The organism is Halosimplex rubrum (assembly GCF_013415885.1).
Taxonomy (GTDB): Archaea; Halobacteriota; Halobacteria; order Halobacteriales; family Haloarculaceae; genus Halosimplex; species Halosimplex rubrum.
Genome location: NZ_CP058910.1, coordinates 3,039,818 through 3,059,399, shown reverse-complemented (window position 1 = coordinate 3,059,399; position 19,582 = coordinate 3,039,818). Strand labels below are relative to the sequence as shown.

Here is a 19,582-nt window from a genome sequence, read left to right as displayed (position 1 = left end):
GGTCGCAACTCCTCGGCCGCGGACGAGTATCGAATGGCGACCGCAGGCGAACAGAGAACCGCGACCGCAAGCGGGAGTCAGTCAGCGGTCAGAGCTGACAGATACCGACCCTCGGCGGCACTCGTGACGACCGAGACCGATCGAACGCCTCGAACCTCTCGGCCAGTAACTCTATTGGGGAGGACGGAAACGGGAGTGTGTGAACGGACGCTGGGGCGCTCGCGGGGTCTCGGAGAACGCCGTCCTGCTGGCGATGGCGCTGGCGGCGGTGCTGCTGGCGATGTCGCTGGTCACGTCCATCTCGGGCGGGCCGACCGACCCGGACCGCCCGCGGGCGAGTTTCGTCTTCGAGTCCGACGGGACGGACGTGGTCGTCACCCACTTCGGCGGCGACCGCCTCAACGGCTCGCACGTCTCGGTCGAGTCGGCGACTCGCGGACGACTCGGCACCTTCGCCGGCACCGACGACGGGGCCTGTGCGACGCCGGTCGAGAACATCACCCGCGGCAGCGAGTGTCGGGTCCCCGGCGCGGTCTACGAACAGCTCTACGTCGTCTGGAACGGCTCGGGCGGCGACCGGCTCGTCCTCGACCGCCGACCCGCGGACCCGACGCCCTCGCCGACGCCGACCGCGACGCCGACGCCCACTGCGACGCCGACGGCCACGCCGACTGTGACCCCGACCCCCACGCCGACGCCGACACCGGGCGCGGAGACCCCCGAAACGCCGCCCAACGGCACCGCGACGCCGGGCAACGGGACGGTTGCGCCGAACGGAACGCTCACGCCGGGACCGAACGGCACCGCCGCACCCGAGGGCACACCCGCACCGAACGGGACGAGTACGCCGACCGGCGCGGCGACGCCGGCCGGTTCCGAAGCGCCGGCGCTCGCTCGCGCAAGCGGATGACCGACGACGCCGGCGAGAGGGTCTCGCCCCGCGACGCTAGGGAGCGAGCGGAAGCGATGGCCGCGAGCGAGCGCCGGACCGCGGACTGCCGACCGACGCCGACCGGGAGGTACCGGGACCGATGAGCGGCGACCTCGGGACGCTCGGGACCGACGCGACGCCCGATCGAGTCGTCTGTCACGTCGACATGGACTGTTTCTACGCGGCCTGCGAACGCCTGCGCGAGCCCGCCCTGGAGGGCCAGCCGCTCGTCGTCGGGATGGGCTACGAGTCCGCGGAGACCCACGGCGCCGTGGCCACCGCCAGCTACGAGGCCCGGGAGTTCGGCGTCGAGAGCGCGATGGCCATCTCCGAGGCCCTCGAACGGCTCCCTCGGAAGGTCGAGGCCGCGCGTGACCCGGATCTGGACGTCGAACGGGCGGGGTTCTACCGGCCGGTCGACCTGGACTACTACGGCGAGGTCGCGGCGGACGTGAAGGCGCTCCTCCACGACGCCGCCGAGGTGGTCCGGGAGGTCAGCATCGACGAGGCGTATCTCGACGTGACCGACCGGGTCGACTGGGACGAGGTCGAGCGCTTCGCCCGCGATCTGAAAGAGCGCATCGAGGCCGAGGTAGGGGTCGTCGCGAGCGTCGGCGTCGCACCGACGATGAGCGCGGCGAAGATCGCCAGCGACTACGACAAACCCGACGGCCTCGTCGTCGTCGAACCGGGGGAGGTCAGGGAGTTTCTCGCGCCGCTGGACGTGGCCGAGATCCACAACGTCGGCCCCGTCACCGCCCGACAGCTACGCGACATGGGCATCGAGACGGCCGGCGACCTGGCCGCCGCCGACCCCGAGCGCGTCCGGGAGCGGTTCGGCGAGCGCGGGCTGGCCGTCCGGCGGTACGCCCGCGGCGAGGACCCCCGGGAGGTGACGCCGGTCGGTGAGCCCAAGAGCCTCTCGCGGGAGTCGGCGTTCACCCAGGCGACCGACGACGGCGAGCGCAAGCGCGAGAAGGTCCGGGCGCTGGCCGCCGATGTCGCCGACCGCGCCCAGCGGGAGGGGGCGCTCTACCGGACGATCGGGATCAAGGTCGTTACCCCGCCCTACGACGTGAACACGCGCGCCGAGTCGCTCCCGGGACCGGTCGACGACCCCGACCTGCTGGAGTCCACGGCGCTGGATCTACTGGAAGAGTTCGACGACGACCGCGTCCGCAAGCTGGGCGTCCGCGTCTCGAAGCTCGACTTCGCGGAGAGCGACCAGGCCAGCCTCGCCGGGTTCGAGGGCCAGTCGTCGGGGGCGGCCGACGGCGCGACGACGGATAGCGCAACGGCGGACGGCGAGTCGTCCGTCGCGTCCGCGGACGACGATCCGGACACGGACGAGAGGGAGCGCGCCGATCCGGCCGCCGAGGGCCAGCGCTCGCTTCGGGAGTACGAGTAGCGTCGCACCGATACCGGGGATTGTTATCGGAGAGCGTCGAACGGCGAGCCATGCGACTGGCACGGCTGCAGACCCCCGAAGGCGTCGTCGAGGGCCGCTACGAGGACGGGACGGTCGTCACCGACGACGGCGAGTACGCCGTCGGCCGCGACGGCGAGTTGACCTACCCCTGCTCGCCGTCGGCGCTGTACTGCGTCGGCCGCAACTACGCCGCGACGCTCGACCAGATGGACTACGAGCGCCCCGACGAGCCCGACTTCTTCGTCAAGCCACCGGCCGCGCTCGTCGGGCCCGACGAGCCGGTGCGCTACCCCGAGTGGACCGACGAACTCACGTACGCCGGCGAACTCGTCGCCGTCGTCGACGAGCGCTGTCGCGACGTGGCGCCGGAGGAGGTGCCCGAAGTCGTCCGCGGCTACACGATTATGAACGACGTGGACGCGCTCGACCAGCAGGGTCGTACCGCGCGGAAGGCCTTCGACACCTCGGCGCCGCTGGGGCCGTGGATCGAGACGGACGTGGACCCGACGGGGCTGGACATCGAGACCACCGTGGGCGGCGAGCGGCGCCAGGACGCCAACACCGAGCTGATGCTGTTCGACCCCTACGAGGTCGTTTCGTTCCTCTCCCGGCGGTTCACCTTCCGCCCCGGCGACTGCATCGCGTTCGGGAGCCCGGCGAATCCGGGCACCGTCGAACCGGGCGAGACCGTCGAGATCACCTACGAGGGCGTCGGGACCTTGCGCAACGAGGTCGTCGGGACGGAGTGACGGGTACGATGACACGGTCGCCGCGGGCGCGCGTCGGGTTCCGCTATCGTCGGGGTAAAGACGGTCGCCGCGGTACGGGCGTCCAGTGAACGGTAACGACAGGGCGATCACGGGGATCGCGTCGCTGGCCCACGCGGCGGTCCACACCTACGAGATGACGGTCCCGCTGTTCGTCGTCGTCTGGCTCACCGAGTTCGACACCATTCCGCTCGGCGTCGCCAGTGTCGACGTGACGACGGCGACCGTCGGCGTGGTCGTCACGCTCGGGTACGGGCTGTTCGGCGTCGGCGCGCTCCCCGGCGGGGTCCTCGTCGACCGGATCGGGTCGCGGCGGCTCATCAGCGCCTGCCTGCTCGGGATGGGACTGTCCTACGTCCTGCTCGGCCTCGCACCGAACATGGTGGTCGTCGCGCTCGCGCTGGTCCTGTGGGGGATCGCCGCCAGCGTCTACCACCCGGCGGGCCTCTCGCTCATCAGCAAGGGCGTCGAGGAACGCGGCACCGGACTCGCCTACCACGGCATGGCCGGCAACCTCGGCATCGGCCTCGGACCGCTCGCGGCCGCGGTCATGCTGCTGTTCGTCGAGTGGCGCACCGTCGCGCTCGTGCTGGGCGCACCAGCCGTCCTCGCCGCCGTCTACGCCGCCCGCGCGGACTTCGACGAGACCGCGGCGGTGGCCGACAGCGGTGCCGCGACCGACGGCGGCGGCTCGAAAGCGTCCAGCGGCGTCGACGACCTGAGCGAGTTCCTCACGGAGTCGCGCCGCCTTCTGGTGAGTGGGTTCGCGCTCGTGTTCGTCGTCGTGATGTGCTCGGGGCTGTACTACCGCGGCGTCCTCACCTTCCTGCCGGAGCTACTGCGGAGCCTGCCCGGGTTCGAGCCGATCCCAGTCGACACGCTCCTGCCCGAGTCGATGCGGTCGACGCTCGGCGTCGAGTCGGGGAGCGGACAGACCCTGAAACCGCAGGACTACTTCTACTCGGGCCTGCTGCTGGTCGGCGTCCTCGGCCAGTACGCCGGCGGGAAGCTCACCGACCGGATCCCCGTCGAGTACGGACTGGCGGGGTCGTTCGGCGTGCTCGCGGTCCTCGCGCTCCTGTTCGTCCCCGTCTCCGAGGCGGGACTCGCCCCGCTGATGGCCCTGGGCGCGCTGCTCGGGGCCTTCCTGTTCGTCGTCCAGCCGATGTACCAGGCGACCGTCGCCGAGTACACGCCGTCGGGCACGCGCGGGCTCTCCTACGGGTTCACCTACCTCGGCGTGTTCGGCGTCGGCGCGCTCGGCGGCACCATCGCCGGCGGGATCCTCGCCGTCGCGGACGCGACCGCGCTGTTTCTCACCCTCGCCGGCATCGCCGCGGTCGGGTCGATAACCGGGCTCGTACTGGCCCGGCGAGCCGACGACTGAGCGACCGGCCCGCGCCCCGGCGAGCCGGCGTCGACCGTCAACAGAAGTTCTGCGTGGCGATCACCTGTGTCCGACCGTCCTCGGGGTCGAGGACGACGCCGATCCCCTCGCGGTTCCAGTAGGGTCGCAGGAGGTTCCGCCGGTGTCCGGAGGAGTTCATCCACCCCTCGACGATACCGCGGGCGATTTCGGTCTCGTTGCCGTCGTAGCTGACGACGCCGCCCTCGGTCCGCACCGGGGTGTAGGCGTAGGTGTACGCGAGGTTCTCGCCGCCGGTCACGTACCGCTGTCCGCCGGTGTCGACCCGGCAGTCGTAGCCGAAGCGGTCGTAGCGGTCGAGCAGGGTCTGTCCGCCGGGTCCGGTGTGCGAGAAGAACTCCTTGTCGGCCATCCGGCGGCTGTAGTAAGTGGCGATCTCCGTCAGGTCCTCGTCAGCGGCCAGCGTCGGGAGGTCCCGATCGCGGCGGATCTCGTTGACCCGCTCGTGGATCGCCCGCTCGATCCGGGCCACGTCGATCTCTCTGGCGGCGGTCACGCTCTCGTCGGTCGCGGACGAGCCGCCGTCGTCGGTCAGCGCGACCGGGTCCGAACCGCCGACGACCGTCCCCTCCCGGTCGGTCGCGTGCGCGTCCGCGGACCCGCCGTCGGTCGCGGTCCCGTTCGGCGCGTCGACCGCGGGACCCGGTCCGCCGTCGAGTGCGACGACCCCCAGTCCGACCGCCGCGGCGACGGCGAGGACCAGAACGACGAGAACGCCCGCGACGGCGCTCCGGCTGGCGAGCGCGGTCGATCCGGGCGCCCGGACAGTATCGCCGCCCCGGTTGCGGTCCATCGGACGGTCCTAGCCGGCGCGTGCGGAAATCCTCGTCGCCGACGCCGGCGGACCACGCCGGCCGAGTCAGTCCACGCCGTTCTCCAGGTTGTCCAGCAGCTTGCCGACGAACAGCCCCATCCGCGGGGACAGCTCGTCGTTCTCGGGGGGCTCGACGGGGTGGGCGGCCATCGTCTCGACGAAGCGCTCGCCGAAGGTCATGGTGTGCATCATGTCGACCACGTCGACGGTGAGGCCGGCGTCGGAGGTGTCCATCTCGGGGTGGCGCTCGCGCTCGGCGGGCGAGTAGCTGATCGTCCACGAGGGGCCGCCCACCGCGTCGAGCACCGCGTCGAGCGGGCCGACCTCCAGCGGCCCGTCGGGACCGCCGACGTAGACGGTCCCCTCCTCGACGTGGGTCTCGTAGCGCGTCACGGTCCCGTCCACTCCATCGGTCGCCACCACTCTACCCCCGATTCGGGCTCCGCTGGTAAATGTATTGACCATCTCGACGGTGCCCGCGACCGACAGCGCCCGGGAACGGCGAGCGAACGGTTCGGTTCGCGGCGTCAGACCTCCGTCTGACGGGGGCTTATGGCTCGGCCGCGGGTTCCGATCGGTAATGGCAGAGACAGAGTCGATCACCGTCGCGGACGTGAGCGACGGACCGTGCGGGTCGGGCGAGCCGGGCCGAGCCGTCGACCTCCCGGTCGTCGAGTTGCTGACCGGGCGCGGGTTCGTCACCGGCAAGTCCGGCTCGGGCAAGTCCAACACGGCCAGCGTCGTCGTCGAGAAGCTGCTCGACAACGGCTTCGGCATGCTCATCGTCGACATCGACGGCGAGTACTACGGCCTCAAGGAGGAGTACGAGATCCTCCACGCCGGCGCCGACGACGAGTGCGACATCCAGGTCACCGTCGAGCACGCCGAGAAGATCGCCACCCTCGCGCTGGAACAGAACGTCCCCATCATCCTCGACGTGTCGTCGTTCCTCGACGAGGACGAGGCCGCAGACCTCCTGACGGAGGTATCGAAGCGCCTCTTCGCGAAGGCCAAGAAGCTCAAACAGCCCTTCCTCATGCTCGTCGAGGAGGTCCACGAGTGGATCCCACAGAAGGGCAGCGTCGGCGAGTGCGGCAAGATGCTCATCAAGATCTCCAAGCGCGGCCGCAAGCACGGCCTGGGCATCGTCGGCATCAGCCAGCGCCCCGCCGACGTGAAGAAGGACTTCATCACCCAGTGCGACTGGCTCGTCTGGCACCGGCTCACCTGGAACAACGACACGAAAGTCGTCAAACGGGTGCTCGACGGCGACTACGCCTCCGCGGTCGAGGACCTGGACGACGGCGAGGCGTTCATGATGAACGACTGGGCCGAGGAGATCCAGCGGGTGCAGTTCCGCCGCAAGCAGACGTTCGACGCCGGCGCCACGCCCGGCCTCGACGACTTCGAGCGCCCCGATCTCAAGTCCGTCAGCGACGATCTGGTCTCCGAACTCGCGGAGATCAGCGAGGAGAAAGAACAGACCGAGGACCGCATCGCCGAACTGCGCGAGGAGCTCGACGAGAAGAACTCGCGGATCGCCGAGCTCGAAGCGGAGCTGCAGGACGCGCGGGACATGCAGCGGATGGCCGACCAGTTCACGCAGGCCTTAGTCGACCACGTCAAGGGGGCGAATCCGGGCCGCACCGAGCAGGCGCGGATGCGCGACCGCCGCGCGGCCGCGAACGGCGACCAGTCGTCGTTCGACGACGCCGACGAGTGGGCCGACGGCTCGGAAGCGCTCGACTCCGACGGCGACGAGCCGCCGCTGCCCGATGAGACCGCCCGCGAGGACGACGGGTACGACGACTCGACGATGACCTGGCCGGGCGACGAAGCCGCCCGCGCCGAAGCCTGGGAGGGCGGCCCCGAGGCTGAGGAGGCCACGGAAAACGCCGAGGTCGTCGACGCGGCCGACGCGGACGCCGACGCAACCGCGGACGCACCGACCGACGACGGCGAGATGTTCGGCGGGATGGGCGACGCCTTCGGCGACGACGCCGAGCCCGCCGAGAGCGCCGCGACGGACGGCGGGACCGCCCCGCGGGCGGACGACACCGAGTCGGGCACGGACGACGGGATGAAGATGACCCGCGGGTTCGACGGCGTCGAGGACGACCCGCTGGGCGACCGCGCGACCGACGCCTTCGAGGCGGGCACCTCGACGGCCGTCGACGACGGGGCGGTCGAGGACGCCGCCGAATTCGCCCGCGAGCTGGCCGACGACTTGGCGGATCTGGACGCCGAGACGCGGCAGATGCTGCGGTACTACCGCGACCACGGGCCCGGGACGGCGACGGACGCGCTGTTCGCCGCCGGTGGCTCGGACGACCGCACCGAGGCTTACGCCCGCAACCGGCGGCTGCGCGTCCACGGCCTCGTCGAACACGTCGGCCGCGGCCGCTACGACTACCGCGTCCCCGCCCTCCTGCGCGAGCGCACCGACCGCGACGCCGTCGACTCGTTCGTCCAGCAGGTCGAGCGCGCGCTCGACGGCGACGCGCTCGAAGCCCCACCGACCGCGGACGAGGACGCCGCGGACGTGCCAGCCGAAGACGCGCCAGCCGAGGACGCGCCGACCGAGGACGCCACCGCGAACGAAGCCACTGACAGCACTCCCGACGACGCAGCCGGCGACTCCGACACGCCCGACGACGACCCGGACGACTACCTGTCCGTCGCAGCCGACAACGACGAGGTCGAACTCCTCGACTGACTGGCCGACCGGGCGTCGAGGCTGCTCACGCTGTCGCTCTTTGCTGCGGTGTCTTTGCAGGGTGAGAACCTGTCCGCTGAGGCGCCGTGCCTCGATATCTCGACGGTGACCTACGTCCCGCACGGCGACTGGTCGCTCGGGTACAGCGCGACGACTTCCGCGGGATCGATCCTCGGCGATTCCGCCGGGTGAGGCTTGGTGCCAGCCGCTCTCCGTCGGAGAGTCCGACAGGCACCACTCTGCTGGCGGACGAGCGTCGTCAGATTTCGGGCAGTCGCAACCCGGCAGCGACCATCGCCAGCGCGCCGACCCCGAGCACGGCGAGCCCGGGGAGGAACGAGCCGGTCAGGTCCCGCAGACCGCCGACGAACAAGGGCCCGAAGAAGCCGCCGAGCTCGCCGACGGCGAACACGAGGCTCACGGCGGTCGCGGTCAGCGCGGGGCCGATCTCGTCGATCTCGGTCGGGATGGCGCGGACGAGCGGCGAGACGCCGCCGACACCCGTCCCGACGACGACCGCGGCGACGCTCGCCGCGAGGACGCCCCCGCCGAGCGCAAGGCCGGCGACCCCGAGGAGCGCCGCACCGCCGCAGGCGACGACCGCGCCGCGGCGGCGTCCCAGACGGTCGGAGAGCGGCGGGACGACCACCGTGCCCGCGGCCTGGCCGACGACGAACAGCGTCGCGACGGTGGCGGCCCTCGCCGTCGTCGCGCCGCGGGCGCCGGCCAGCGTCGGGAGCCACCCCTGGAGACTGTGGCTCAGCAGGAGGTAGACGGTGCCGACGACGACGAGCAGTCGCATCACGCGGTGGGAGAACACGCTGGCCACGTCCGCCCGAAGTGAGCCCAGCGCGAACGAACTCTCGGCGTCGCCGCCGTAGGGCGTCCCGTGGCGACGGGCGTGCCAGGCGGCGACCGGGAGCCAGACGACGAGGAAGGCCAGCGCCGCGGCGGCGAGGACGCGGAAGGTGGGACGCCAGCCGCCCAGGGCCGGGCCAAGTATCGCGCGGCCGACGCTGTAGGCCGTGGCCGTGCCGGCGTACGAGCCGAGGATGTACACCGTCGACATCGTCCCCAGGAGTCGCGAGGGGAAGACGCTCGCGACGAGCTTCGGCAGGCCGAAGGTGATCCCCGTGGCGCCGACGGCGAACAGGACGGTCGTCGCGAGCATCCCGGCGAAGCCGGTCGTCGCCGACCGGAGCAACTGTGCGACCCCGAAGATCCCGACGGCGAGCGCGATGCCGCGACGGGCGCCGATCCGGTCGAGCGCGAGCCCCGACAACAGGGAGAGCGGGACGTAGGTGAGCGGGACCGCGCCGACCAGCGCGCCGGCCTGGGTGTCCGAGAGGCCGAGCCCCCGGCCGATGGGTTCGAGGAAGGCCGCCAGGGCGAACCAGTTAGCCATCAGGAGGAGATAGCTCACCGCGCCGAGGGCGACCAGCGCGTAGGAACTCGGCGGCACCGCGTCCCGGGACTCGCCGGCAGTCTCGTCGCCGGTCCCGTCGCGCCCCGCGTCGTCGACCATGCCCCGCCTAGCGACGAACCGAGGAAATACCCTCCGACAGCGGACGCCGAAAAACGGGTCGGGGAGCCGTCGGAATCAGGCCGACGCGCCGGCGACCTCGTCGTCGACGACGGCCTTGCGCGGGACGACCTCGACGTCGGTGTCTCCGCCCATCGCGCTCCCGCCCTCGACGGTCTCGACGCGGAGGATCACGTCTTCGGGGTTGGCGCAGCCGCAGTTGACGAACTCCTCCCACTCCTCGCCGACGGCGACCGGGCCGGCGTGGGCCCAGCGGAGGTATCGCCGGTAGGACGGCTCGGCCATCTTCTCGACGATCCAGGCGCTGTCTGCGACCCACCAGCCGTCCGCCCCGTCGGCGTCGACCTCGGGCGAGCGGAACGAGACGACGATCCGGTCGGCGGCGTCGTCGACGGTCGACGGGTCGGTGGTGTTCACCGCGCGGTCGGTCCCCGTCATCGGTTCGCCGCCGGAGTGTCGTCCGTCCGCCTCTCTTCGCCCGTCATCTACTCGGCGTACTCGCCGATCAGTTCCCGCAGTTGGGGCTCGGGCTGTGCGCCGACCACCTGTTCGACCTGCTCCCCGCCGGCGAACAGGACCAGCGTCGGGACGCCGCGGACTCCGTACGTCGAGGCGAGCTGCTGGTTGGCGTCCACGTCGACCTTCGCGACCGTCGCCGCGGTCGTCTCGGCGAGTCGCTCGACCACCGGTTCGAGGGCCTTGCACGGGCCACACCAGTCCGCGTAGAAGTCCGCGAGTACGACGCCGCCGCTCGCGACCAGCTCGTCCAGATCCGATTCGCCGTCGACGGTGACCGGCGCGTCCGCCGACCCGTCGGAGTCGCTTGCTGTCTCGGTTGCCATCACCGGATCTACGGCCGCGATGGGTTTATAGTTTTGGTTAATATGTGCAATACACGAGCGGACGATTCGCCCGACACCTACCTTGTCTCACTCAAACATCCAAAAGGACGCGTTCACTGTCTTTCCCCCACACGTAGAGTTGTGTATCGGCTACAATACTAGTGTCGGGCGGGACGAGTCGGACAGCGGTCGGACCCCGTCGCGAGGTCGCCGTCGTCGAGGAACTGCGTGGTCGATCTCGACGCCGACCCAGCGGATGTCGTCGCGACTGCGGGCTATCGGTCGGGCCGCTCAGGCGAGCGGTTCGACGAGGTCTTCGAGCGCGGCGCGCGGGTCGTCGGCCTTCGCGACGCCGCTGGCGAGCAGGACGCCGGTCGCGCCCAGGTCGGCGGCCGCGTCGAGGTCGTCGCCGGTCGAGATGCCGGCGCCGCAGAACACGTCGACCGACTCGTCGACCGCCGCGGCCGCCTCGACGGCGTCGGTGACGATATCGGGGTCGGCCTTGCTGACGGGCGTCCCCGTCCCGATGAGCTCCGGCGGTTCGACGGCGACGGCGTCGGGTCCGAGCGCGGCCGCGGCGCCGACCTGGTCGGGGTTGTTCGCGCAGACCACCGTCTCCAGATCCGCTCGCTCGGCCGCGCCGAGGCTCGCGTCGATGTCGGCGAGCTTGCGCCGCGCCTCGGAGTGGTTGATCAGCGTGCCCTCGGCGCCGGCGTCGGCGACCGCTTCGGCGAGCGTGCTGCCGGTGTGGCTGCCGTGTTCGACGGGGCTGACGTGCTGGGCCCACGTCTCGACGCCCGTCTCGGCGACCGCCGAGAGGTGGGCGGCCTGGGGTGCGACGGCGATCCGCACGCCGGTCTCGTCGCTCACGTCGGCGGCCGCCTCGGCTATCTCGACGGGGTCACACGGGTAGGCCTTCAGGTTGACCAGAACGAACATACCCGAGTGGCGGACCCCGACGGGCAAATAGGTTGCGAGTGCGGCGACGACGGACCGGTCGGGAGCCGGACGAACGGTCGCGAACCGGCCGCCGGTCGTCGGCTGTCGGTCGGGGGAACCGGTCCGGGCGCCGAGGGGTGAGAGTTAAGGCAGTCAACTCGCAATATCAGAGCGTTGTGACACAGGGGTCCGTCGATCGAGGGACGGTGCTGGTCGTCGAAGACGAGGATCACCTCGCCGAGTTGTACACGGAGTACCTCGACGGCGAGTACGACGTGCGCACCGCCTACGGCGGCGTCGAGGCCATGGAGATGCTCGCCTCGGATCTCGACGTGGTCCTGCTCGACCGGCGGATGCCCATCGTCTCCGGCAACGAAGTCCTCGCGGAGATCGAGGAGCGCGGGCTCCAGTGCCGGGTCGCCATGGTCACCGCCGTCGACCCGGACTTCGACATCATCGACATGGGCTGTGACGACTACGTCGTCAAGCCCGTGACCAGGGACCGGCTCACCGAGGTGGTCGACCGCCTGCTGAAGCTCTCGGAGTACACCGACCGCAAGCGCGATCTCACCTCGAAGAAGCTCAAGCGGAACGTCCTGCAGGTCGAGAAGACCGAATCGGAACTCGCCGACAGCGACACCTTCCAGCGCCTCCAGCGGGAGATCGCCGAGATGGAGGAGACCATCCAGGGGATCGCCGACGACCTGGGCGACGACTACGTCGCCAACAAACACTGAGCGGCCGCGCTCGGGCGCCGTCGCCGACCTCGGCTCCGCGGCGAGTTCTCAGGAGTCTTTCCGTTCGACCACGTCGCCGAGCGTGTACTCGCCGGTCGAGTCGCCGCCGGACCACTCGGACTCGTCGGCCGTCCCGCCCGCGGAGAGGTTCACGTCCAGAGCGCTCTCTAACTTGCGCTGCACGTCGTCGCTGGGCAGCGTGTCGCCCCGCTCGATCTTCCGGATGAGACTTGCCTTCTCGTTGAGCTTGCGGGCGAGGTCCTCCTGGCTCATGCCCGCGGCCTCCCGGGCCGAGCGGACGGTCTCGTCGTAGTCCTGGGCGAGTTCGTCCATCTCGTCGAACATGTCTCGGCGCCGCGAGGAGCCGCCCGAACTCGACGACGAGCCGGACGACGAGGACCCACTCGAGGAGCTCGACGACCCCGACGACGACGTGGAGTACTTCGTCGAGGCCGACGACGAGGACTGCTGTTTGACCTCAGTACCGAAGTCGGTACACTCGTCGCAGACGTCGAGCTCCGCCCCCTCGACCTTGACGCGGTTGGGGGAACTCGTCTCGCTCCCGCACATCTCACACTGAACCATGATCGCCCCTTGCCGGTCACCGGTGATAAAGCATACGCCAGTGGGACACACGGCCCGCGCCCGGTCCGGCGTCGTCCCGACCGTCCCGGACACACACCGGCGGCGGCCACCGCCGACCGGTCGCACGCGTCGCCGTCCCGGACGCACGCGCCGGGGCCACCGGGGTTTTTCTCTCCGTCGGCCCAACGGCGGGTATGGAGACCAGACCGCTGGGCGACACCGGTCAGGAGAGCACGGTCCTCACCTTCGGCGCCATCGCGCTCGACTTCCTCGACCAGGACGACGCCGACGACCTCACGGAGCAAGTCCTCGACCGCGGGGTCAACCACGTCGACGTGGCCCCGCAGTACGGCACCGCCGAGGTGAAACTCGCGCCGACCCTGGCCGACCGCCGCGAGGAGGTGTTCCTCGGCTGTAAGACGCTCGAACGGAGCTACGAGGGCGCCTGGGAGAAACTGGAAGCCTCGCTCGACCGGCTGGGCGTCGACCACATCGACCTCTACCAGTTCCACGCCGTCACCGAATCCTCCGAGATCGACGATATCACCGCCGACGACGGCGCTCTGAAGGCCTACCGCGAGGCACAGGAGGAGGGGATCATCGACCACATCGGCCTGACGAGCCACGGATCTCCGGACGTGATCCGCGAGGCCGTCGATCGCATCCCCGACCTGGAGACGGCGATGTTTCCGGTCAACGCCACCGTCGCCGCCAAGGACGACGACGCCCACGCGTTCCCCGCGCTGGCCCGCGAACTCTCCGAGCAGGGGATGGGCGTGCTGGCGATCAAGACCTTCGCGAAGCAGCCGTGGCCCGACGACCTGGCCGACGAGGAACGCCCGTACAACACCTGGTACGAGCCCTACGACGACCCCGCCGAGCTGCGGCGGAGTCTCCGCTTCACGCTCGCCCAGGACGGCGTCACGACGCTGACCAACGCCGGCGACCCGCGACTCGTCGACGACATCCTCGACGCCGCGGCCGACTTCGAGCCGATGGACGACGACGAACAGGCCGCGATGGTCGACGAGCGCCGCTCCGAGGAGTCGCCCGTGCCGACGGTCGACATCTGAGAGCGACCGTCCGACCCCGACCACGAGGGCCCGGACCCCCACTCCGGTTCGAGTTCGTTCCGTTTCGTTGTCCGATTCTGCACACTCACGTTCCAGAACGGGAGATTTTGTCCGGAACCGGCGGCTCCGGATCGCGAGGTATTTTATTCGCCACCCATATTCCCCGGTTATGGACCGACGACGTTTCCTCACAACCGCGGGTGCTGGTGTGGCTGGACTGGTGGCCGGCTGTAGCGCCGAACCGACCGACGACGGCTCGACCGACACGGACGGCGGGTCGACGGACACGCCCGAGAGCGGGGGGACGACCACGGGGGGCGACGGGACCGCCACCGCCGACGGCACGGTGACCGGGACGGCCTCGGGCGGGACGCCGCTGCTGCGCGTGGGCACGTACCCGTCGTTCGTCGACGCGCCGAGTTCCAGCCCCGGCCCCTGGCTCAAGGAGCGCTTCGAGTCGGAGTTCGATGCCGAGCTGCGGTGGTTCGCGCCCGAGAACAGCATGGACTACTTCCTCCAGCGGCGCCAGCAGGGGGTCAGCATCGACACCGACCTGTTCCTCGGGCTGGCGCCGGAGAACCTCGTCAAGGCCGACCGCGCGGTCGGCGAGGGCGAGTCGCTGTTCACCGGCGTCGACACGGCCGACCTCTCGAACGCGGGCGCCATCGTCGACGACTACCGCTTCGACCCACAGGAGCGGGCCATCCCCGTCGGCGCCTCCTACATCAGCCTCGTCTACAACCAGAACGCCCTCGACGAGCGCGGCGTCGCCGCGCCCGAGACGTTCGACGACCTGGCGAGCGCCCCCTACGAGAACGGGATGCTCGTGCCGAACCCCCAGAGCAGCGAGACGGGGCTGGAGTTCATGTTCTGGACGATCGACCAGTTCGGCGAGGACGGCTACCTCGACTACTGGAGCGACCTGATGAACAACGGGACGCGCATCCTGCAGGACTGGGGGACCGCCTACGACGCCTACTCGAACGACGAGGCGCCGATGGTCGTCTCCTTCTCGACCGACCAGGTGTACGCCGACCGCTACGACCAGGACATGGCCCGCCATCAGGTCGGGTTCCTGAATAACTCCGGCTACGCGTATCTGGAGGGTGCGGCACCGTTCACGGACACCGACAACCTGGGCCTGGCGACGGAGTTCATCGACTTCGTCCTGCAACCGGAGGTCCAGGCGGAGATCGCCCAGCGAAACGTCGCGCTCCCGGCGGTCGACAACGCGGAGCTCCCCGACGACTACTACGACCTCGTCCACGAGCCCGAGGAGATCGTCAGCTTCGGCTACGACGAGCTGATGGGCAACGTCGAGCCGTGGCTCAGCGACTGGTCGCGACAGATCGCGACCCAGTAGATGCGACCCACCCGGGTCGCCGAACGGCTCACCGCCCCGGCCCTCGCAGTCGCGACGCTCGCGCTGCTCGCGCTGCTGTTCTTCTACCCGGTCGGGATCGTCCTCGTCGAGGCGGTCCGCGTCGACGGCGTCTACACGCTCGCGACCGTCGTCGAGGTGCTCCGGGACCCGTTCTACTTCGGCGTGTTCGCGCAGGCGCTCGACGACCCGGCGGTCGTCGTGCGGTCGTTCCCGGACTACCGGCTGGGCCTGTTCGGGTTCACCGCCTACCAGGCGCTGCTGTCGACGGTCGCCGCGATCGCGCTGGGGCTGCCCGGCGCGTACGTCCTCGCCCGCTTCGAGTTCCCCGGCCGGAAGACGATCCGGTCGCTGACGGCGCTGCCGTTCGTGATGCCGACGATCCTCGTTGCGATCGGGTTCGTCGCCACGTTCGGCGCCGACGGCGTCGTCACCGGGGCGCTGGGAGCGCTCGGCCTGCAGGTGTCGTCGTTCACCGGCACGCTCGGGATCATCGTCCTCGCCCACGCGTTCTACGACGCGCCGCTGATAGCGCGGATCACCGCCGCCTCGTGGGAGGGGATCGACGCCGAGATGACCGAGACCGCCCGCTCGCTGGGCGCGTCGCCGCTCCGAGCGTTCCGGGACGTGGTCGTTCCCCAGCTACTCCCCGCGATCCTGACCGGCGCACTGCTCACCTTCATCTTCTCCTTTATGTCGTTCGCGATCGTCCTCGCGCTCGGCGGGCTCTCGCTGGCGACCGTCGAGGTGTGGGTCTACCACCGGATCGGCCAGCTCGACTACGGGACGGCGTCGACGCTCGCGACGCTGGAGATGCTGTTCTCGCTGGCGCTCACCTACGCCTACCTGCGCTACGAGGCGCGCCAGCGGGCGACCGGCGCCGCGCGCCCGGCCGAGCGGACCGACCTGTTCGGGCCAGCGACGAAACGCCGCCTGTTCGCCTGGGGCTACGCCGTCGTCGCCCTCGTCGTCTTCGTCGTCCCCATCGTCAGCCTGGTCTACAGCAGCGTCACCGGCCCGGAGGGACTCACGCTCCGCAACTATCGTTTCCTGGTCGAGCGCCAGGCCAGCGCCTACGCCTTCCAGATCAAGCCGCTGACGGCCGTCACCAACTCCCTGATATTCGGCGCGGGGACGCTCCTGCTGGCGGTTCCGATGGGCGTGTTCCTGGCCATCGTCAGCACACGACAGTTCCGCGGGCGCAAGCTGATCGACACGCTCTCGATGGCGCCGTTCGCGGTGAGCGGCGTCGTCGTCGGCCTCGGCCTGCTTCGCGGGTTCGTCTTCGGCACCGAGGCCTTCGGCTACCGGTTCACCGTCACCGGCGGGCTCGCTATCGTCGCCGCCCACGCCGTCGGCGCCTACCCGTTCGTCACGCGCAACGTCGCGCCGGCGCTGGCCGGCATCGACGACTCGATCGTCGAGTCGGCCCGCTCGCTCGGCGCCTCCCGCGCCCGCGTCGTGCTCGACATCGAACTGCCGCTGGTGGTTCCGGCCGTCCTCGCGGGGACGGCCTTCGCCTTCGCCATCAGCATCGGCGAGTTCGATTCGACGGTTATACTGGCCACCGGCGACGGAAGTTACACCATGCCGGTCGCCATCGAGCGGTTCATCGGCCGACGGCTCGGCCCCGCGACCGCGATGGGCGTGGTCCTGCTGGTCGTGACGAGCGTGAGCTTCGTGATAATCGACAGGCTCGGCGAGGGGAGTGGGTTCGGTGGCTGACCTCGAACTGGACGGCGTCCGCAAGGCCTTCGACGACACCGTCGCGCTCGACGACGTCACCCTCGACATCGACGAGGGTGAGTTTTTCACCCTCGTCGGTCCCTCCGGTTGCGGCAAGACGACGACGCTCCGGACGATCGCCGGCCTCGAATCGCCCACCGCGGGCACCGTGCGCTTCGGCGGCGAGGACGTGGCCGGCGTCCCCACCGAGGACCGCGACGTGGGCATCGTCTTCCAGAACTACGCCCTGTTTCCGCACATGAGCGTCCGCGAGAACGTCGCCTACGGGCTGCAGTTCGCCGACCCGCCCGACGGCCAGTCGACCGACGGGCGCGTGTCCGAACTGCTCGATCTGGTGGATCTCTCGGGCATGGGCGACCGCGAGCCCGACCAGCTGTCGGGCGGCCAGCAACAGCGGGTCGCGCTGGCCCGCGCGCTCGCGCCGGCGCCGGACGTGCTCCTGCTCGACGAACCGATGTCGGCGCTGGACGCCCGACTGCGCGAGACGCTGCGCCGGCAGGTCAAGCGCATCCAGACGGACCTGGGAGTGACCACCGTCTACGTCACCCACGACCAGGCGGAGGCGCTGGCCATCTCCGACCGACTCGCCGTCATGAGCGACGGCGGGGTCGAACAGGTCGGCACTCCCCGGGAGGTGTACGAGCGCCCCGCGACGGAGTTCGTCGCCTCGTTCGTCGGCGAGAACAACCTGTTCCGCGGCGAAGTCGTCGGCCGTGAGGCCGAGGCGACCGCGGTGTCGGTCGACGGGACGGAGTTCCGGGTCGACGCCGCCGAGGTCAGTGGCAGGGACGCGACCGCCGGCGACCGCCTCACCTTCTGCGTCCGTCCCGAGGACCTGACCGTCGACGCCGACGCGAACCGCTTCGAGGTCGCGGTCGACACCGCGGAGTTCCTCGGCGAGACCACCCGCTACTACGCCGACTGGGGCGACCGGACCGTGGTCTTCCGGACGCCCGACGCCCACGACGGCGACGCGCTGGCGCTCGGGTTCGACCCGGGAGACGCCCGGGTGCTGTGAGCGCGGTCGTCAGTTCTCGAGGTGGTCGTTCAGCGTAGCGAACTCGGCGGGCGAGAGGATCACCTCCGACTCGACTCCGTCCGCCGCTTCGAAGTCGTCGTCGAGCGTGAGTATCGTCTCGACCCCTTCGTCGAGTGCCACCTGCGCGTAGTAGCCGTCCCAGCCGTCGATCCCCAGGTCGGCGGCGAGGTCGAACCCCGAACGGACCACTCGTTCGGGCACTCGGTCGTACCAGTCGATCCGTTTCGCGTCCGCGAGATTTCGCATCATCCGCGACGCGTCGTCCCCCGAGAATCCGTAATAGGACACCAGGATGTGGTGCGCACCGACGAGCGCGGGATAGGGGAGCACCGCCTCGATCTCACCCCTGATCGCTTCGCGGAGATACGACAACGGCACCTCGCTGACCGGTGTGCCGGCGTGTGCGAGCGCGACGACGCCCACGTCGAAGAGATACGGCCCCTCACTCATCGTTCCCGGTCTCCCGGTCGACCCCTCGCCGTATCGTCTCGGCGTGGTCCCGGGCGTACGGGTCTTCGATGTCCGACCCCTCTGTCGCAGATCGGTCCGTCGCGGCGTCTTCGACGAGTGCTTCCAGCCGATCGACGATCTCGTCCGGCTCTCGTTCGGGCTCGATGACCGCCCGCCCGTCGTCCGCACGGACCTCGACTTCCGTCCCCGCCTCGATCCCGAGCCGGTCCCGAAGCTCCTTCGGGAGGACGATCCGGCCCTTCGAATCCACCTTCGCCATGTTCCCACTTTCCGTGGGAAAAGTGAAAGGGGTTTCGGGTGGCGGACCGCCATCCGGAAGCCGGATCGGGGGAGTTAACCGACGAATCGCCGTGTAGTCGGACATGATAACGCTCGCCTCGGACTTCCCGAGCCCGTACCCCGCGGCGATGCGGGGCGTGGTCTGCTCGCGCTCGGACGCCCGGATCGAGGACGTCGCTCACGACTTCCCGCGCCAGGACGTGCGAGCGGCGGCCTTCTGGCTGCGCGAGGTGCTGCCGTACTTCCCGCCCGCCACGCACTGCGTCGTGGTCGACCCCGGCGTCGGGACCGACCGCAGCGCGCTCGTCGTCGAGGCCGGCGACCACCACATCGTCGCACCCGACAACGGCGTCGCGGTCCCGGTCGCCCGCGAACTCGCGAGCGGGGACGATTTCGACGTGTGGGAGATCGAGTACGACGACGCGGCGACGGCGAGCACCACGTTCCACGGCCGGGACGTGTTCGCGCCCGCCGCCGCCGACGTACACGACGAGGGCGGCCCGGCCGCGCTCGACCGCTGCTCTCGGACCGACGACTGGGTGGACCTGACGTTCCCGGAGCCGGATATGGTCGCCAAGGGGGCCCGCGGCGAGGTGCTCGTCGTCGACGGGTTCGGCAACGTCATCACGAACGTCCCCGGCGGCCCCGTCGAGGGCTGTGAGGGGATCCGCGTCGACGACGAACTGATCCCGGTCCGCGACGCCTACGCGGCCCGGGATCCCGGCGACAGGCTCGTCACCGTCGGCAGCCACGGCAACGTCGAACTCGCCGTCAACAGGGGCCGCGGCGACGAGGCGTTCGGCCTGTCCGTCGGCGACAGCGTGTTGCTGGAGTGGTAGCCGCGCCTTGCTGGAGTGGTAGCCG

20 protein-coding genes are annotated in these 19,582 nt (G+C 70.4%); 11 read left to right on the top strand and 9 right to left on the bottom strand.

What is annotated here, in order from left to right:
• The first annotated feature begins 199 nt into the window (after positions 1-199).
• From HZS55_RS15260 to HZS55_RS15245, 4 genes are all read left to right on the top strand, one after another.
• Positions 200-910 carry a hypothetical protein gene (locus HZS55_RS15260; protein WP_179908444.1) on the top strand — a complete coding sequence of 237 codons (711 nt, stop codon included), beginning with the start codon at positions 200-202 and terminating at the stop codon, positions 908-910.
• Positions 911-1,031: 121 nt separating this feature from the next.
• Positions 1,032-2,339, top strand: coding sequence for a DNA polymerase IV (gene dinB / locus HZS55_RS15255; RefSeq protein WP_179908443.1), 1,308 nt, complete (start codon positions 1,032-1,034; stop codon positions 2,337-2,339).
• Positions 2,340-2,389: 50 nt separating this feature from the next.
• Positions 2,390-3,109 (top strand): fumarylacetoacetate hydrolase family protein, encoded by a 720-nt coding sequence (locus HZS55_RS15250; RefSeq protein ID WP_179908442.1) that lies wholly within the window; start codon positions 2,390-2,392, stop codon positions 3,107-3,109.
• An 85-nt stretch (positions 3,110-3,194) separates the two neighbouring features.
• Positions 3,195-4,514: an MFS transporter gene (locus tag HZS55_RS15245; protein ID WP_179908441.1), complete on the top strand. Its 1,320-nt coding sequence runs from the start codon at positions 3,195-3,197 to the stop codon at positions 4,512-4,514.
• Positions 4,515-4,551: 37 nt separating this feature from the next.
• On the opposite strand, the gene HZS55_RS15240 is transcribed toward HZS55_RS15245, so the two are convergent.
• Positions 4,552-5,346 (bottom strand): CAP domain-containing protein, encoded by a 795-nt coding sequence (locus tag HZS55_RS15240; protein WP_179908440.1) that lies wholly within the window; start codon positions 5,344-5,346, stop codon positions 4,552-4,554.
• A gap of 66 nt (positions 5,347-5,412) precedes the next feature.
• On the bottom strand, positions 5,413-5,760 hold the full coding sequence (locus HZS55_RS15235) for a hypothetical protein (RefSeq protein WP_179911892.1): 348 nt from the start codon (positions 5,758-5,760) through the stop codon (positions 5,413-5,415).
• Between the two features lie 187 nt (positions 5,761-5,947).
• Here HZS55_RS15235 and HZS55_RS15230 point away from each other — a divergent pair, with 187 nt between their 5' ends.
• Entirely contained in the window at positions 5,948-8,083 is a 2,136-nt protein-coding gene (locus tag HZS55_RS15230; protein WP_179908439.1) for a helicase HerA domain-containing protein, read from the top strand.
• 259 nt (positions 8,084-8,342) lie between these two features.
• Here HZS55_RS15230 and HZS55_RS15225 read toward each other — a convergent pair whose 3' ends face one another.
• The 4 genes from HZS55_RS15225 to tpiA all read right to left on the bottom strand — a co-directional run bounded on the left by HZS55_RS15225 (position 8,343) and on the right by tpiA (position 11,407).
• Entirely contained in the window at positions 8,343-9,608 is a 1,266-nt protein-coding gene (locus tag HZS55_RS15225) for an MFS transporter (protein ID WP_179908438.1), read from the bottom strand.
• 75 nt (positions 9,609-9,683) lie between these two features.
• A complete protein-coding gene (locus tag HZS55_RS15220) occupies positions 9,684-10,064 on the bottom strand; it encodes a hypothetical protein (RefSeq protein ID WP_179908437.1) in 381 nt (126 codons plus the stop codon).
• A 47-nt stretch (positions 10,065-10,111) separates the two neighbouring features.
• The gene (gene trxA, locus HZS55_RS15215) at positions 10,112-10,468 is read right to left on the bottom strand and encodes a thioredoxin (protein ID WP_179908436.1); all 357 of its coding nucleotides are present in this window, start codon (positions 10,466-10,468) and stop codon (positions 10,112-10,114) included.
• Between the two features lie 291 nt (positions 10,469-10,759).
• Positions 10,760-11,407, bottom strand: coding sequence for a triose-phosphate isomerase (tpiA, locus tag HZS55_RS15210; protein ID WP_179908435.1), 648 nt, complete (start codon positions 11,405-11,407; stop codon positions 10,760-10,762).
• A gap of 176 nt (positions 11,408-11,583) precedes the next feature.
• Here tpiA and HZS55_RS15205 point away from each other — a divergent pair, with 176 nt between their 5' ends.
• A complete protein-coding gene (locus HZS55_RS15205; RefSeq protein ID WP_246308276.1) occupies positions 11,584-12,144 on the top strand; it encodes a response regulator transcription factor in 561 nt (186 codons plus the stop codon).
• Between the two features lie 48 nt (positions 12,145-12,192).
• On the opposite strand, the gene HZS55_RS15200 is transcribed toward HZS55_RS15205, so the two are convergent.
• Entirely contained in the window at positions 12,193-12,729 is a 537-nt protein-coding gene (locus HZS55_RS15200) for a multiprotein bridging factor aMBF1 (RefSeq protein ID WP_179908434.1), read from the bottom strand.
• Positions 12,730-12,923: 194 nt separating this feature from the next.
• Here HZS55_RS15200 and HZS55_RS15195 point away from each other — a divergent pair, with 194 nt between their 5' ends.
• The 4 genes from HZS55_RS15195 to HZS55_RS15180 all read left to right on the top strand — a co-directional run bounded on the left by HZS55_RS15195 (position 12,924) and on the right by HZS55_RS15180 (position 17,947).
• On the top strand, positions 12,924-13,802 hold the full coding sequence (locus tag HZS55_RS15195) for an aldo/keto reductase (protein ID WP_179908433.1): 879 nt from the start codon (positions 12,924-12,926) through the stop codon (positions 13,800-13,802).
• Positions 13,803-13,971: 169 nt separating this feature from the next.
• Positions 13,972-15,165 carry a thiamine ABC transporter substrate-binding protein gene (locus HZS55_RS15190; protein WP_179908432.1) on the top strand — a complete coding sequence of 398 codons (1,194 nt, stop codon included), beginning with the start codon at positions 13,972-13,974 and terminating at the stop codon, positions 15,163-15,165.
• Positions 15,166-16,908, top strand: coding sequence for an ABC transporter permease (locus tag HZS55_RS15185; RefSeq protein ID WP_179908431.1), 1,743 nt, complete (start codon positions 15,166-15,168; stop codon positions 16,906-16,908).
• Positions 16,901-17,947, top strand: a complete 1,047-nt coding sequence (locus tag HZS55_RS15180; protein WP_179908430.1) for an ABC transporter ATP-binding protein — start codon at positions 16,901-16,903, stop codon at positions 17,945-17,947. Before HZS55_RS15185 ends, HZS55_RS15180 begins: the two co-directional genes overlap by 8 nt.
• A gap of 9 nt (positions 17,948-17,956) precedes the next feature.
• Here the strand turns inward: HZS55_RS15180 and HZS55_RS15175 are convergent, their stop codons facing one another.
• Entirely contained in the window at positions 17,957-18,418 is a 462-nt protein-coding gene (locus HZS55_RS15175) for a type II toxin-antitoxin system VapC family toxin (protein ID WP_179908429.1), read from the bottom strand.
• On the bottom strand, positions 18,411-18,698 hold the full coding sequence (locus HZS55_RS15170; protein ID WP_179908428.1) for an AbrB/MazE/SpoVT family DNA-binding domain-containing protein: 288 nt from the start codon (positions 18,696-18,698) through the stop codon (positions 18,411-18,413). Before HZS55_RS15170 ends, HZS55_RS15175 begins: the two co-directional genes overlap by 8 nt.
• A 103-nt stretch (positions 18,699-18,801) precedes the next feature.
• Between HZS55_RS15170 and HZS55_RS15165 the strand changes: the two genes are divergently transcribed.
• Positions 18,802-19,557 carry an SAM hydrolase/SAM-dependent halogenase family protein gene (locus HZS55_RS15165; RefSeq protein ID WP_179908427.1) on the top strand — a complete coding sequence of 252 codons (756 nt, stop codon included), beginning with the start codon at positions 18,802-18,804 and terminating at the stop codon, positions 19,555-19,557.
• Positions 19,558-19,582 lie beyond the last annotated feature (25 nt).

Excerpts from the sequence above, each read along its gene's own strand:
- dinB (WP_179908443.1), top strand. The coding sequence starts at position 1,032 with ATGAGCGGCGACCTCGGGACGCTCGGGACCGACGCGACGCCCGATCGA.
- HZS55_RS15250 (WP_179908442.1), top strand. The coding sequence starts at position 2,390 with ATGCGACTGGCACGGCTGCAGACCCCCGAAGGCGTCGTCGAGGGCCGC.
- HZS55_RS15240 (WP_179908440.1), bottom strand. The coding sequence starts at position 5,346 with ATGGACCGCAACCGGGGCGGCGATACTGTCCGGGCGCCCGGATCGACC.
- HZS55_RS15230 (WP_179908439.1), top strand. The coding sequence starts at position 5,948 with ATGGCAGAGACAGAGTCGATCACCGTCGCGGACGTGAGCGACGGACCG.
- HZS55_RS15225 (WP_179908438.1), bottom strand. The coding sequence starts at position 9,608 with ATGGTCGACGACGCGGGGCGCGACGGGACCGGCGACGAGACTGCCGGC.
- HZS55_RS15220 (WP_179908437.1), bottom strand. The coding sequence starts at position 10,064 with ATGACGGGGACCGACCGCGCGGTGAACACCACCGACCCGTCGACCGTC.
- trxA (WP_179908436.1), bottom strand. The coding sequence starts at position 10,468 with ATGGCAACCGAGACAGCAAGCGACTCCGACGGGTCGGCGGACGCGCCG.
- tpiA (WP_179908435.1), bottom strand. The coding sequence starts at position 11,407 with ATGTTCGTTCTGGTCAACCTGAAGGCCTACCCGTGTGACCCCGTCGAG.
- HZS55_RS15200 (WP_179908434.1), bottom strand. The coding sequence starts at position 12,729 with ATGGTTCAGTGTGAGATGTGCGGGAGCGAGACGAGTTCCCCCAACCGC.
- HZS55_RS15195 (WP_179908433.1), top strand. The coding sequence starts at position 12,924 with ATGGAGACCAGACCGCTGGGCGACACCGGTCAGGAGAGCACGGTCCTC.
- HZS55_RS15190 (WP_179908432.1), top strand. The coding sequence starts at position 13,972 with ATGGACCGACGACGTTTCCTCACAACCGCGGGTGCTGGTGTGGCTGGA.
- HZS55_RS15185 (WP_179908431.1), top strand. The coding sequence starts at position 15,166 with ATGCGACCCACCCGGGTCGCCGAACGGCTCACCGCCCCGGCCCTCGCA.
- HZS55_RS15175 (WP_179908429.1), bottom strand. The coding sequence starts at position 18,418 with ATGAGTGAGGGGCCGTATCTCTTCGACGTGGGCGTCGTCGCGCTCGCA.
- HZS55_RS15170 (WP_179908428.1), bottom strand. The coding sequence starts at position 18,698 with ATGGCGAAGGTGGATTCGAAGGGCCGGATCGTCCTCCCGAAGGAGCTT.
- HZS55_RS15165 (WP_179908427.1), top strand. The coding sequence starts at position 18,802 with ATGATAACGCTCGCCTCGGACTTCCCGAGCCCGTACCCCGCGGCGATG.